11 protein-coding genes are annotated in these 14,253 nt (G+C 58.8%); 4 read left to right on the top strand and 7 right to left on the bottom strand.

The genetic code is table 11. The features are described from left to right. Nucleotides 1-6 precede the first annotated feature (6 nt). Complete coding sequence (locus Pan189_RS16535) at nucleotides 7-1,215, top strand: 3-deoxy-7-phosphoheptulonate synthase (RefSeq protein WP_310820648.1); 1,209 nt, start codon at nucleotides 7-9, stop codon at nucleotides 1,213-1,215. A 272-nt stretch (nucleotides 1,216-1,487) separates the two neighbouring features. Here Pan189_RS16535 and Pan189_RS16530 read toward each other — a convergent pair whose 3' ends face one another. After that, entirely contained in the window at nucleotides 1,488-2,900 is a 1,413-nt protein-coding gene (locus Pan189_RS16530) for an outer membrane protein assembly factor BamB family protein (RefSeq protein ID WP_145365149.1), read from the bottom strand. A 94-nt stretch (nucleotides 2,901-2,994) separates the two neighbouring features. Here Pan189_RS16530 and Pan189_RS16525 point away from each other — a divergent pair, with 94 nt between their 5' ends. Beyond that, entirely contained in the window at nucleotides 2,995-3,252 is a 258-nt protein-coding gene (locus Pan189_RS16525; protein WP_145365147.1) for a hypothetical protein, read from the top strand. Between the two features lie 42 nt (nucleotides 3,253-3,294). Here Pan189_RS16525 and Pan189_RS16520 read toward each other — a convergent pair whose 3' ends face one another. The 5 genes from Pan189_RS16520 to Pan189_RS16500 form a co-directional block, all read right to left on the bottom strand. After that, the gene (locus Pan189_RS16520; RefSeq protein WP_145365145.1) at nucleotides 3,295-5,247 is read right to left on the bottom strand and encodes a 3-keto-alpha-glucoside-1,2-lyase-like domain-containing protein; all 1,953 of its coding nucleotides are present in this window, start codon (nucleotides 5,245-5,247) and stop codon (nucleotides 3,295-3,297) included. 76 nt (nucleotides 5,248-5,323) lie between these two features. Continuing rightward, entirely contained in the window at nucleotides 5,324-6,298 is a 975-nt protein-coding gene (locus Pan189_RS16515) for a leucine-rich repeat domain-containing protein (protein ID WP_310820644.1), read from the bottom strand. After that, the gene (locus Pan189_RS16510) at nucleotides 6,295-6,678 is read right to left on the bottom strand and encodes an ATP-dependent Clp protease adaptor ClpS (RefSeq protein ID WP_145365141.1); all 384 of its coding nucleotides are present in this window, start codon (nucleotides 6,676-6,678) and stop codon (nucleotides 6,295-6,297) included. The genes Pan189_RS16515 and Pan189_RS16510 overlap by 4 nt, the downstream gene beginning before the upstream one ends. Before the next feature lie 135 nt (nucleotides 6,679-6,813). Next, a complete protein-coding gene (locus tag Pan189_RS16505; protein ID WP_145365139.1) occupies nucleotides 6,814-7,902 on the bottom strand; it encodes an ABC transporter permease in 1,089 nt (362 codons plus the stop codon). Nucleotides 7,903-8,112: 210 nt separating this feature from the next. Beyond that, nucleotides 8,113-9,042, bottom strand: coding sequence for an ABC transporter ATP-binding protein (locus Pan189_RS16500; protein ID WP_310820642.1), 930 nt, complete (start codon nucleotides 9,040-9,042; stop codon nucleotides 8,113-8,115). Nucleotides 9,043-9,235: 193 nt separating this feature from the next. Here Pan189_RS16500 and Pan189_RS16495 point away from each other — a divergent pair, with 193 nt between their 5' ends. Both Pan189_RS16495 and solA read left to right on the top strand, forming a co-directional pair. Then, complete coding sequence (locus Pan189_RS16495) at nucleotides 9,236-10,522, top strand: sulfatase-like hydrolase/transferase (protein WP_310820640.1); 1,287 nt, start codon at nucleotides 9,236-9,238, stop codon at nucleotides 10,520-10,522. A gap of 113 nt (nucleotides 10,523-10,635) precedes the next feature. Next, nucleotides 10,636-11,757, top strand: a complete 1,122-nt coding sequence (gene solA, locus Pan189_RS16490) for an N-methyl-L-tryptophan oxidase (RefSeq protein ID WP_145365133.1) — start codon at nucleotides 10,636-10,638, stop codon at nucleotides 11,755-11,757. A gap of 129 nt (nucleotides 11,758-11,886) precedes the next feature. On the opposite strand, the gene Pan189_RS16485 is transcribed toward solA, so the two are convergent. After that, complete coding sequence (locus Pan189_RS16485; protein WP_145365131.1) at nucleotides 11,887-13,623, bottom strand: HAD family hydrolase; 1,737 nt, start codon at nucleotides 13,621-13,623, stop codon at nucleotides 11,887-11,889. Nucleotides 13,624-14,253 lie beyond the last annotated feature (630 nt).

Raw genomic sequence — 14,253 nt, 5'->3', positions numbered from 1 at the left:
GGTGTGATGGATGGCAGCGATCGTTCGCTGAAGCCCGCTTCCGGGCGGTCGCGGCTAAACGGTGAGTCGTCGAACGGGTTGGGGGGACGATCATTTCCTCCTCCCGGCTGGATCGGTACACTCCCTGACGCTGATCTTTCTTCCGACCCGCCTGATGTGATGAAATCGACTGCCGACCTGCATATTCGCGGCTATGAGCCGCTGATCGCGCCGCACGACCTGCTTTCGGAGGTGCCGGCGACTGAGGACGTTCTGCAAACCACAACGGCGGGGCGGGAGGCGGTGCGTCAGATTCTGGCGGGAGAAGACTCCCGCCTGCTTGTCGTGGTGGGGCCCTGCTCGATCCACAATCGGGACCTCGCGCTCGAATATGCCCGGCGGCTCAAAGGCCTGTCGGACAAGGTCGCCGAGCGGATGCTCGTGGTAATGCGGGTTTACTTCGAGAAGCCGCGGACGACGGTGGGGTGGAAGGGGCTGATTAACGACCCGCACCTCAACGACACGTTCGCCGTCAGCGAAGGGTTGAAGCTGGCTCGCGGCATTCTGACGGAGATCAACAAACTCGGACTGCCCGCCGCGACCGAGATGCTCGAGCCGATCACGCCGCAGTACATCGCCGACCTGATCACGCTCGCGTCAATCGGCGCCCGCACGACCGAAAGCCCCACGCACCGGCAGATGGCGAGCGGCCTCTCAATGCCGGTCGGCTACAAGAACGGCACGGATGGCAGCGTGCAGACGGCCCTCAACGCGATGCTCGCCGCGAAGGAACCGCATAGTTTTCTGGGGATCGATCCCCACGGCAAGACCTGCGTGATTCACACGAACGGCAACCCTTGGGGGCACTTGATCCTCCGCGGTGGCAACGGCGGCCCCAATTACAGTCCCGAGCATGTCGCCGAGGCGACGCGTCTTTTGACTAAGGCCGATCTGCCCGCGCGCTTCTTGATCGACTGCAGCCACGCCAACAGCAGCAAGGATTATCGCCGACAGCCCGAGGTGTTCGAGTCGGTCTTATCGCAGCGGATTGACGGGGCGGACGGCGTCATCGGCATGATGCTGGAGAGCAATCTCAACGAGGGCAAGCAGAGCTTGGGCGGCGGGCCGGAAGGCCTCGATTACGGTGTGAGTATCACCGACGGTTGCCTCGGTTGGGAGCAGACGGAAGAGTTGCTGCTTAAGGCGGCGGAGCGGTTGGAGCCGGTCGAGGCGTGATAGGCAAAGTGCTTTCGGGCGATTGATGAAAAACGCCCACAAGCCCGCAGCGCCAGCAAGGGACGCAATCGCCCGCTCCCCTATATTCTGCGACATTGCTTCAGAATGCTCGCGGGACTCGCGTTCCCTTTGCGACAACGAATACGGTCGAATATCGTATTTACATAACGCTTCGTTTGAATTCTTTGGGCGAAATCCCTCGCTTGCGCGTCGGGCTAGTTTTGGGGGGCGAAATCGCTCACTTGCGCGTCGGGCTAGTGTAACGCGGCGGGTTACTTTCGGGGGCGGAGGTCAATGCAGGCGAGTTCGCCTTCGCTGTTGCGGCAGAAAACCCGACCGTGCGAGAGGACGGGGGAGGCCCAGCATTGGCCTTCAAGAATCTTCGCCTCAGCGATCGGCTCGTACTTGTCGGGATTGACGTGGGCGATGGTGAGGGTGCCGGTGTCACCGAGCATCACAAGTTTATCGTCCGCGATGATCAGTGAGCCGAGGCCGAGGCCGCGCTGTTTCCAACGCTCCTCGCCGTCTTGGAAATTCATGCAGACGAGTTCGACATTGCGCGGGAAGGCGGAGTGGCCATCGAAGCCGTAGAGCACGCCGTCCTGCAGCACGCAGGAATTGAAGTGGTTGGAGATGCTGGGATTCCACCACGACTTCGTCAGTGTCTGGCCGTCGAACACGAAGCTCCTTCCGCCCCGACCGTTGCTGGCGGAGCAGTAGATGCGACCTTCGGAAACGATCGGGGTCGTCGTAGGGTTGTCGAATGCTGTATCGAAGGTGGCGGTATCGATCTCCGTGCCGTCGTCGAGCCGGGCGACGAGCACGCCATCGGTTGAGAAGTGGGCCAGATATTGCTGCCCGCCGTATTCGAAGGGCGTCGGCGTGGCATAGCCCCCTTCCCGCGACGTGCTTTGCCAGATGAGATCACCGGAGTCGGCATCGAGCGCGATCAGCCCGCCCGATTCGACGATCACCTTTCCCTGCGTGACAACGGGCGAACTCGCACTACCCCACAGCGGTACGCTCGCCCCGGTCAGATCGGACAGCCGAACGGACCAGACTTCCTCACCCGATGCGAGGTCGAGACAAAACAGTTGGCCGTCTTTGCTGTGCACGTAGACGCGGCCCGCGGCAATAACGGGTGAGGCAGCCGGGCCGCCGAAGTGATGTGAGTCGTCCAATCGGGCGGCGGCAAATTCGAAAGTCCAGACCGGCTCGCCTGTCTTGATGTCGAGACGCGCGAGAACTTCGGTGCCATCCGGCTGAGGCGGTTCGGTGTGCCCGGCGTGGGCATCGTCATTGCCCTCGGATCTTTCGGGTGTGGCCTCTTCGGCCGGTGAGTCGGTCTTCGACTCGTCTTTGTCCTCTTGCGAAGATTGCTTCTCGGGCGAGGCGATGTGTCCGGTGGCATAGACCGAGCCGTCGAAGACGGTGACCGACGAGTAACCGACGCCGATCTGTCGTCGCCACGCGACCGCGTCCTGCTCTTCGAGCCGCCGAGGGTTCCAGCCCTCCTCTGTTGTGCTACCGTCCCGTTCGGGGCCGCGCCAGTGGGGCCAGTTGACGCTGCGATATGGCTGCGACTGCTCCGCCGTTGCCGAACCCGATTCACTTCCGCCTGTTGATGTCCCGCTGCAACCGGCAATTAGTGTCAGGCAAACAAGGGCGAAGACAAGTCGAAGCATTTCTGGCGGGACCGATTTGGGGCGAAGCCTGCGAACGATAGACTGGTTACAACTGTAAGCTAAGCGATGAAGATGAACTTCTGGAGAAGATGCCGTGGCCGCAATGAATCGTTTTGACAGTCGACTCGACTCCCTCGTTGTGGAAACGCGAACCGAGTTCGCCGATGAAATAGCCGATGAATTGACCGAGGACGATCGCGCCTGGCTGGTCGACGTCGCACACGGCTCGCCCGAGCAGGCGAGCCAGATTCGCTACGAGCGAGCCCACACCGGCTTCACACGGATCATCTTGTTGACGAAGACCGATCTGGCCCGCATCTATAACGAGCGCCAGCAGCACGCTGCCTCATGAACTGACGACCGCGCGGTCCCGATGGCGCAAATGCCGGCGTACCTACTCGTCGGTCTGCTTTGAAACGAAACGGTAGATGCCTTGCCCGCCGGCGGTCGGGATCGCGAACAGGACTTCGCCGCCGGGAAGTTGCCCGAACGCGAGGACCGGCATGTTCTTCGTCGGGATTCGATCATTCGAGCGAACGGTGCCGCTGTTCGGATCGTAATCGAGGGCCCAGAGCTTGCCGGTGACGTAGTCGGCGTACAGATATCGCCCGTCGAGTTCCGGCACGCGGTCGGAGCGGAAGACGTAGCCCCCCGTAATCGACTTGCCGGCGGTGTGATCGTACTCCCAAACGGGGTCAATGTACTCAGGCTTGGCCGGCTCGCCGTCCGCGCCGAACGGATGGGCGCCTTCGCGAACGTTCCATCCGTAATTCCCGCCGGCCCGCACGACATCGATCTCTTCATAGTAGTCCTGCCCGACGTCGGCTGCCCACAGGTCGCCGGTTTTTGGGTCGAAACCGATACGCCAAGGATTCCGAAAGCCGTACGCGAAGATTTCCGGCCGGGCATCGGTCTGCTCAACGAATGGATTGTCGGCCGGAATCCCGTAAGGCTGATCAGCGGATGTCGAGTCGACGTCGATTCGCAGGATCGATCCAAGCAGCGTGGAGAGGTTCTGCCCGTTGCCCTGGGGATCGTTCGCGCTGCCGCCGTCGCCCAAGCCGATATAGAGGAATCCGTCCGGGCCGAATTCGATCGAACCCCCGTTATGATTTTGAAACGGCTCGTCGATCGTCATTAAGACCTGTTCAGATTTCGGGTCCGCTCTTAAAGGGTTGTCGGCGGAGACTCGGAAACTCGACACAATCGACGTCGGCTCGCTAACCCGCTTCGTATAATAAACGAAGAACCGCGGGTCGGTCGGGTAGTCAGGATGGAAAGCGAGTCCTAAGAGGCCTTCTTCGTTCGCGCCGGAGCCGTAGAACGGCTTCACCTGATCTTCAATATCAAAAAATATATCTGTTTGCCGTGCGTCGGGGTCATTCTTAAAGGTATGGATGACGCCGCGCTGCGTGGCGACATAGAGCCGCTCCGACTCAGACGCTGCCGCGGTCATCACGAGGGGCCGCATAATTTCAATTTTTCCGTTTTCGTCGACCCCCTCCCAGTCCGCGAAATTCAGATTGGGAAAGGCAGGTTCGACACCGACGGCCAGCTTGCCGTGCTGGGGGTCGGGCGGCGTTCGAGAGAGGTCTCGAATCTTAATGTTTCGGAAGGCGACGTCGTTGCCATGATCCTGCAGGCAGATATGACCTTCTTCCGCTTTGCCGAAACCGGCGTACTTTGAGAACTTGCTCTTCGCGACCCGCTTGTTCCAATCGTCGCTGCCGATTTGAAATCGATAATAAGAGACGCCGTTTAAGTAGACCCGAGACTCGTTGTCCGTCACGCGGATGACAAGATGATTCCACTCGCCCGCCGGTCGTGCCGTATCGAGCGTCGGCTCCGGCTCGAGGCCCGCCGCTTTCTCAATCTTAATTCTCCAATTGGGCTTCTTCGGTTGATAAAGCTGATAGAGCCAACCCGTCTTCTGCGGGTCGTGACCCTTCGCATTATCGAGAATCTGCACTTCAGGCCCGGTGTGCCAAGGCTGAGGAGCCTCTTCGGTGACGCGGAACATCACGCCGCTGTTTCCGCCGGTTGAAATACGGAATTCGAGTGATAGCTCGAATTCGCCGTATTTTTCTTCAGTGATAATGTCCCCGGCAAATAACCCCTCCCTCGCAAGTAAGCCGTCTTTGACCTTCCATCCTTTGCTGATCGTATCGCGGCGGTAATTGCGCCAGCCTTCCGTCGTCTGGCCGTCGAATAGGAGTTTCCAGCCGGAAAGTCGTTCGACCTCGCTTAATTCATTAAGCGGGCTGCTGACGGCCGAATCAGCCATGGCTGAAGCGGAAAGCGTGCACAGACCGATGGCACAAGTGGTAAAGACGGAAGCGATTCTCATGGTAAGCTGCCTGACTAAAGCGCGGCGGGGCCGCGGCGCTGGGATTTTTGAAACGACGGCTGTGCGAACGTTGGACTTAATTCTTCCAATGCTTGTCGATCGCTTTTTGATAACGAGGCCGCGTCTTGTCGTCCAGAACTTTCACGCGAATGTTCGCGTTCGGATGATCGGCCTTCAATTTTTCGATGTCGGACTCGCCGATCAAGACATCGCGAAGATAGACGGTCTTAAGACTCGGATGATTCTTATAAGCGGACAGGCTTCCCTCATAAGTCAAAAAAGTCTGCTCGACGGTCAGGTCTTCCAGCGTTTTCGACTGTGCCAGTTTGCGAACGCCGGCGTCCGCAATCTTCTTCGTGAATTTCGGGCTGACAAGAATCTCCTTAAGATTGGGCATCTGGGCCGCGTACGTCATGCCGTCATCGGTTACACCGGCGTGCCGCAATTGCAGTGCCTGCAGGTTCGGATGACTGGAAAGAAACTGCAATCCCTCGTTTGAGAAACGGGTGCCCCCGACTTGAAGGCTTTCGAGATGCTGCAGATCGGTCAGGTAGCGGGCGCCCGAGCCGTCGAACTTCGTCGCGTGAGAAATTTTCAGCTCGCGCAGTTCCGGGAACGCGGCGAAATGGCGGAGGTGCTCATCGGTCAGGTCGCGGCAACCGTCGATGCGAATCGACGTCACCTGCCCGGCATCATTGTTCTCCACCTCAAACTTTTTCGGGTTGAGGTCCTTGAGAGCCTGCAACGCGGAGGCTTCGTCCGCGGCTTGCAGGGACGACACTCCTGCCAAAAGAAAAGCGGGAACGAGAAACAGATTGAGCGTCATAGATAGCCGACCAAATTCAACTTGGCAGAAATTGCTGATCAACCGACGGATCAGCAGGCCTTGATTGAAAGGTCTCGTCGGGCCGGAAGCAACCGTGAAACCCGAATCGAACGATGATCGCAGGCGACATCGCTTGAAAATCAGGGCGGTCTCGGCCTCGTCACGCCGACGCGTATCGCTGAGGCGGGCTAGCGCCGGCAGAACGATATCTCGTTCCGACCTCACGGTAGTTTTTCGATCCGCACCCCCAACGGGAACGTGACGGTCTTCGAAGCGAACACATCCGGGCCGAACCCTCGGATCTGATCCCGTTTGAGCTCGGCGACCTCGAGGGAGCCGCTCCAGACGAGGGCTTGGCCTTTGACGTGAATCTGCATCGTCAATTCTTCGGCCTTCGGGAGGGGATGGCCGCAGATTTTTCGCAGCACCGCTGTCACATACGGGAACGTGTGATGATCGTCGTTTTGGACGATCACGGCATACCGGGGTGCCTTCTTCTTCTGGGGACGCTTGTCCGCCTTCTCTCGGGTCTCGGGGCGTGAGTCCTTCGGACGGACGATCGGTTCCTCAACTGGAGTTTCGTCAATAGTCGTCGAGCCGGGCATGGTCGACCTCAACCTGATCAAGAAAACGCGAATACCTCGTCAACGGCGATGAGCGCATCGGCCCTGATTCTACCATTTCGGCCGCCGATACCGAACCTCGAACGGCCTTAAACACTGGAATTTATCAGCTTTACGTCACTTCCAGCGGAATAACCACAGCGCCAGCGGAAAGCAGAGGACCAGCCAGCCGACCATCACGGCCAGTTGCCATTCCATGCCGAGCAGCGATTCGCCCCGCAGCATGTTCGCCCGCAGAGCATCGATCACCGCGGTGAGTGGCAGCAGCCGGATCAGCGGCAGGACGACCTCGGGAAACCGCTCCGGCGAGAAGAACACGCCCGAGCAAATCCACATCGGCAGCATCACGAAGTTCATCACCCCGGAGACCGCTTCGATGGTTCGCGGCCGCGCGGCGATCAGAATGCCCAAGGCACTGAAGCTGAACGAGCCGAGCACGCACAAGAGGACAAACTCCCAGATCGGTCCCCGCATTGGTACGCCGAATACCAACGTTGCGAAGGCAATCACCACACCGACCTCGATCACCAGCAGCACCAGCCGGCTGATTAGGAACGACAATAGGTATTGCCAGCGTGGCATCGGACTGGCGACGAGCCGTTTGAGTAGCTTTCGCCGGCGGGTATCGACGATCGTGAAGCCGATGCCCCAGATGCTGCCCCCCATGATGTTCAGACCCAACAGGCCGGGGATCAGAAAATCGATATACCGGCTCCCCGGCTCGCGGACGAAGTCCTCGGAGGTCGCGAGAACGTCGCTGCGTCCCGACGCCTGCTGCAGGGCGTTGTCGAGGATGAGTCGCGCGACTCGCGCTTCGGGATTCGTATCGTCAAAGCGATAGGAGACCCCGTCATTATCTGGCGAAACGACTACGAGCACCTTCCCCGTCGCCAATGCTCGGTTTGCCGCATCTGAATCGAGTAGCTCGACGTCAACGCTCGCCTGATCGGAGAGCTTTCGAGCGATGGCTTCGTCGGTCGTGGCGACCTGCACGGCGTCCTGCGGCTGACTTCGAAAAGCCAGCCCGAGCCCCCCCGCCATCAGGATCGGAAAAATGACCATCCAAAAGATGATTTCTGGTTCTCGGTAAAACTCCCGAATCCGGCAGAGCGTCAATTGCCCCAGCGAATCGAAGTTGATGCCTTTAGCCGGCCGCGCAGGCTCAGACGGGAGGTCATCGCTTTGAATGCGTTCGCTTCCTGCCATTAGTCAAACACCTTAAGACGGGTGGCTGGGGACGGCAGGGATGCCGCCCCCAGCAATGTGGTGTCCGAGCTCCGTGACTCCTCACTGAACTCGCAAGAGTGCTCCACGCTCGCTGGGGGCGAGCGACTGCATGGTTCAAGACAGCAGCACGAGTTTAACGGAGCCGGATACCCGTCGCGCTCGTCCCCAGCCACCCGATGCGCGGAAGCTTTACTCATCACGCAGGTGCCTTCCGGTCAGATGCACGAACAGGTCCTCGAGCGTCGCCGAGTGCGTTGTCAGTTCATTCAGTTCGATGCCCTCCGCCGCGAGTGCCTCGAACACCGCCGGAACGGCCACGTGCAATTGATCAACCGTCAGCCGATAGCGACCGTCTTCGCCGGCCACGTCGTGGACGCCGGGGAGCGTTTGGAAGCGCTCCTCTTGCACAGCGATCGATGGCGAAAACTCAACGATGTGGGCCGCTCCGAGGGAATCGATGAGCTGCTTCGGTGTTCCATCAGCAATGATCTTGCCGCGATCCATGATCGCGATGCGGTCGCACAGCCGCTCGGCTTCGTCCATGTAGTGCGTGGTGAGAATGACCGTCCGGCCCTCGTGTTTGAACTGCTCAACCAGTTCCCACAACTGTCGGCGGGCCTGCGGATCGAGTCCGGTCGTCGGTTCATCGAGGAACAGCAGGTCGGGGTTCCCCACCAGAGCACAGGCCATCGCCACCCGTTGTTTTTGTCCGCCAGAAAGCGTCGCAACGCGGGCATTTCGTTTTTCGGTCAGTTCGACAACCGCGAGCAAATCCTCGACCGAACGGCCCTCGCGATAGAAGCTACGAAACAGCCGGATTGTCTCCTCGACGGTCAGCCGTTCAGAGAACTGGGTCTCCTGAAGCTGCACGCCGATCCGCTGATGCAGTTGACCCGTGTTCGCGATCCACGTCTCACCGAATAGCTCGACCGTACCGCTGTCGGGCTTCGTGAGCCCTTCGCAAATCTCGATCGTGGTCGTCTTCCCGGCTCCGTTCGGCCCTAAAAGCCCGAAGCACTCACCCGGCCGGGCTTCCCAATCGATGCCATCGACAGCGGTGACATCGCCGAACGTCTTGCGGAGATCGCGAACGGAGAGTGTGGGAGTCGTCGTTTGCAAGGGCGATACTGCCGTAACTGAATGAGGTATCGAGTAACACCATAATCGCGCCGGCCCGCCAAGTCCTCTCCGCACGCGTCGGTGACACGGGATCAATGGACGAGGTTCGGTGGAAAATCTCGCACGCCGACTCGCTCGACTTCCGCGCGATGTCGTGCGAGTCTGACGCAGAGCACAGTCACACGAGGAAAGCATGTCAACGATGAGCCGGTTCCGACTCTTCTTTTCAATCCTGCTGGCGGTCAGCGCTAGTCACCTGTCGATCGCCGACGACCGCCCCAACTTCGTGCTGCTGTTTGCCGATGATCTCGGGGCGGAGACGCTCGGCTGTTACGGCGGCTTGGAATTCGAAACCCCGGAACTCGACCGGATGGCGGCCGAGGGCGTTCGCTTCAGCCGGGCCTATACGAGCCCGGTCTGCACGCCGTCGCGAATGACGTTACTTACCGGCCAATACACCAACCGCCACGGTTACGACGCCGTGCTGCCGGTGCATCTGGGCACGCGAAAGATGGTCGACTTTAAGAAACGCTTCCGCACGATCGCCCATGAACTTCGCGAAACCGGGTATGAAACGTCGGTCGCCGGAAAGTGGCAACTGGCCACATTGGAGTTTCACCCGGATCACCCGCGGACGGCCGGGTTCGATGACTGGTGCCTGTGGCAAATCTGGCAGAAGGGCAGGAAGACAATCCGTTATTGGAAGCCCTGCCTGAATCGCAACGGCGAGATTATTAAATCGACGGAGCAGGATTTCGGACCCGATAGGCTCGCCGATTACGTCATCGACCGCATGAAGTCGGCGAACGAGGCGGGCAAGCCGTTCTATATGCACCACAACATGTTCCTGCCTCACCTGCCGCTTGTGGAGACGCCAGATGATCGCGCAGCGGGCCGCAAGAAGTCTCTCGGCAATATGATCACCTATATGGACAAGCTCGTCGGACGCATTCGGTCGGCGGTTCCGGAATTAGGGATTGAAGACAACACCTATGTGATCTTCATCGGTGACAACGGCACCGATCTGAATCGGCCCCGCCAAACCAAAGCCGGCCCGGTGCTCGGCGGTAAACGCGATCTCGACTGCGGCGGAATGCATGTCCCGCTGATCGTGCAATGCCCCCGCAAGGCGCACGCGGGAAAAGTCGTCGATCGACTCGTCGATTTGGCCGATTACTATCCGACGATTGCGGAACTGGCGGATGTCAGCATTAGAAGCGATGCCGCTCTTGACGGCCAAAGTTTTGCCGACTGGCTCGCCAGCAGTCCAGGAACTGAGCGAGATTTCATCACCGGCGGCATCAAAGGCGACTTCTGCCTGTTCGACGGCGAGTGGCGACTACATCGCCAAAGCAATCAATTCGTCGACTGCCGCAATCTGCCGAACGAATCTCCCGCCGACCTGTCTGATCCCGCCGCCAAGACCGCCTATGATCGCCTGAGCAAATTGCTCGAATCCATTGAACCAAACCGCAATTAATTTCGTTCCCCCAAACAAGCCCGCAGCGCAAGCAAGGGACCCGATTTTCGACTTCTGAATCCATCAAGAGCCACACACCTCGGCGGGCACAGCCCGCCCTAAGGGATCGCGCCATGTCCGTCACCTATGACTGCATCGTCCTTGGTTTAGGCGGGGTCGGCAGCGCGGCGCTCGATCATCTTGCACGGAGAGGGCAGCGGGTGCTGGGCATTGAACAGTTCCGGACCGTCCATGACCGTGGCAGTTCTCATGGCGAAACGAGAGCCACGCGAAAAGCCTATTTCGAACACACCAATTATGTCCCGCTGCTTGAACGGGCTGAAAAGTTATGGCGTGAACTCGAATGTGACACCGGTCGGTCACTGCTCGAAGCCTGCGGCTTATTTATCGCCGGACCGGCCGACGGACCGTGCGTCCAAGGATGTCTCCGCTCTGCCGGCGAACATAAACTGAAACTCGAACAACTCAGTCCTCCCGAGGCACGCCGTCGTTTTCCGAATTTTGAATTCGACGAAGCCGACAGCATCGTCTATGAACCGGGGGCCGGTTATCTGCGGGTCGAAGACTGCATCCGCTCCCATCTGGAACGCGCCCGGCAGAACGGGGCGGAGTCACAATTCGAGACGGCGGTCATCGATTGGGAGCCGACCGACAATGGAGTCCGCGTGCGGACCGAGCGAAGCGAATATGAGGCGGCACGATTGGTCATCACGGCCGGCGGATGGGCGACTGATCTCATCAGCGACCTCGGCTTCAATCTTAAAATCTTGCGGAAGACGCTACTCTGGCTGCCGAAGACGGGCGATGCGTACGACGCCGGCCCCGTCTTTTATTATGTCCGGCCCCGCGGTGACTATTATGGGTTCCCGTCGCTCGACGGTGCCACAATTAAGCTTTCCGAACACACCGGCGGCGACCCCGTCGACCGACCCGAAGACATCGACCCCGCGCTGCTCGAACGCGACGCCGAACCGCTCGCCGAATTCGCCCGGCAGTTCCTCCCCGCCGCCGATCCGCAGCCAACGCGCCACGCCACCTGCTTCTACACCATGAGCCCCGATGGCCGCTTCTACGTCGACCGCCACCCCGAACACCCCCAAGTCGCCTTCGCCGCCGGCCTGTCCGGCCACGGGTTTAAGTTTGCGAGTGTCCTCGGCGAGGTGCTGGCGGACTTGGCGATTGATGGTGAGACGGAGCAGCCGATAGGGTTTTTGGGTGTGGAGGAGCGGATATGATGCTTGCGCTTATATATAAACGGGTAGCCCGGAGGTGTAACCTCCGGGCTACCCGCCGTTTGAATCAATACACCTTTGACCCCGGCCACCCGTCGCACTCCAAAATTCGTTCCGAGGGGGTGCCTTAACTCAATCGCTTTCATATCGTTGTTGCACGGCGTCACGCAATTCTGTGAGAAAGCGGTCGACATCCCCATCGAGGTTCATTGTCGATTCAATTTTGCGAACGTTGTTGGCAAGTTCACGGTCGCAAAACAGGTTGATAATCCAGCGTGAAAAATCGTGATGTCGGCTATGATTGGATAACACGTCTGCTGTGACTCGTTTGGCGGCCATCGTCAGTTCCCGGAGTGTGGCAGCCGATTCCCCGAAAGCTTGTCCGTTCGTGGTGAACACAAACTCGTGCTCTTTCGCGACGGGCATGTCGAAGTACTTACTGCGGTGCCGGACATGATCGGTCAAGCGGGGCGCGACGATAAAGCGGCGAAGGCGCCCTTCGGCCTCGTCGGTCGGCGGAAGCAGCGCCGATTCATTAATCCCGAGGTTGGCCAGCTGCTCGTACCAGTCGTGAGAGTCGATGTATTCGTCGCTCTTGGCATCAAATAGGTCGCGCAAAACATCAACTTCCGCACTTTCGGTCAGTCGCGTGGCCGCCACGACTTCGACTGAATTTAAGATCGCGGCTGGCAATTCTGAGGGGTGATACGTGACCAGTGTGTAGCCATCGAGTTGAAAGTCGAGCAATTCATTATCACGCGGACTGCGGAGAAAATAATGGCATTCATCCAGAACAATCCGATGCGGGTAACCGTAGTTACGGCGATGATTCGCGACCAACGGTAAATGATGACAAATGTATTCTCTCTTCTGATGGTGCTCAAGATGCGACAGATCTAAAACAACGCTGAGTCTTTGTTGCAATAAAATCTTGAGGTCGTTGTCATGCGGCAACATGTGGCCGCCGCCGAGTGAAACCGTGTTCGGCAGCGAAGCGAGACTGCTATAGTCGCCTTCGGGGTCAAACACACACACGGTATATGTTTTCAGAATTTGCTGCTCAATGAGCAGCCCCGCCAGCCACGACTTGCCGCTTTTTGTGTCTCCGGCGACGAGGACATTGCGACCACGAATCGACACTTCAAACGGAGGTTGGCCGCCGACCTCTTCCAGCACCACCTTATGATGGATCGACGCCGCACGAGGCAATCGGATTTCAGTTGATACTCCTGCGATATAGTCGGCGACAGCTTCGACGCCGTCGCCTTCGAGGACAAAATCGGCCGACTCTTTCAATCGTGCCGACCCCCACGAGACTGCCACGCCATGATCACAGCAGGAAAGCAGCTCATGATCATTCTCGGCGTCACCGATGCCGATGGCGTTGTGAACTGACACGTTGAGCGTGTCGAGCAATTGACGCAGCCCGCCCGACTTGCTGATCGAGGGCGGCAGCAACATCATTCGTCCACGGTTAAAAGTGATGGCCAACGGCAACTGCATTTCGCGAATAAGCGATATCGCCACATCGGCGAACTCGGCATCCATTTCGACCACACATCGACCAACTTTAAAATCAATTCCCCGTTCGGTCAGTTTCGTAATGAGAGCCAACGGCGGTCCTGCACCGAGAACGGTGACATGGCCATTCGGGAAAGCAACCACGGCTCCGTTTTCGGCAACGACGCCATCGACGAAATCCAGACAGCCGGCTACGTCCCGAAGTTCCGAGAGAATCCGCCCGGTTACGATGACCACCAACACTCCACTTTTGCGTGCATTCCCGATCGCCTCACGAACGCTCGGATTAAGTACGCCGTCTATGGCAATCGTGCCGTCATAGTCTGTTGCAATCACTCTTAGTCGCATTGTTCGGTCTGTTTCAAATGATGCCGACGTTAGTTGGTTGGCTCGATCTATTACTTCTGACGGAATGTCGGTATCTCGCTCGGCTGCTTCGAATCGTCGACCCAGAGCCGGTTCAACAACCCGTAGCTATCTCTGAGCCCTTGTACCATTTTTTCACCGATGATGTAGTATGAGCGGCATCTGTTCCCGATCAGCTTCTCGCCGGGCCACACCCTATCTTTCGCAACTCAGTGCCACGCCAAAATCCGCGCAACCATCTCCCATCAGGTAGAGGAAAACGGTGCACCGCCTCTTTTCAACCCGCCGGTGGGTGCGGCCGACTGGCTGCGCATTTCCCATGCGGCGGATGATGCCGCGGCATGATGCCCGGACGCGTCCGGCTTTTTTGAGTCTAGAGTCGAGTGTCTAGAGTCGAGAGCAGGTTGGTGAAGTTGTGTAATAGTTCGTGGCCTGAATGATCTCTTTTGCCTCCCTTGTTTTGCAGTGGGTTGGCGATTGGAGGTGTTGTCGCTTGCGCTCCGTGTCACGTAGGACGGAGTGATCGGTCGGAATTCTTGGCGTCTGAGGGTGTGTCTGAATTCGCGCAGCACCTGCGGGTGAATAGAATGGCGGGTTCCGCAGAAACATCAC

Source organism: Stratiformator vulcanicus (assembly GCF_007744515.1).
GTDB classification, from domain to species: Bacteria; Planctomycetota; Planctomycetia; order Planctomycetales; family Planctomycetaceae; genus Stratiformator; species Stratiformator vulcanicus.
Note: the sequence above shows the minus strand (reverse complement) of the source record. Positions and strands in the feature narration are given on the sequence as shown.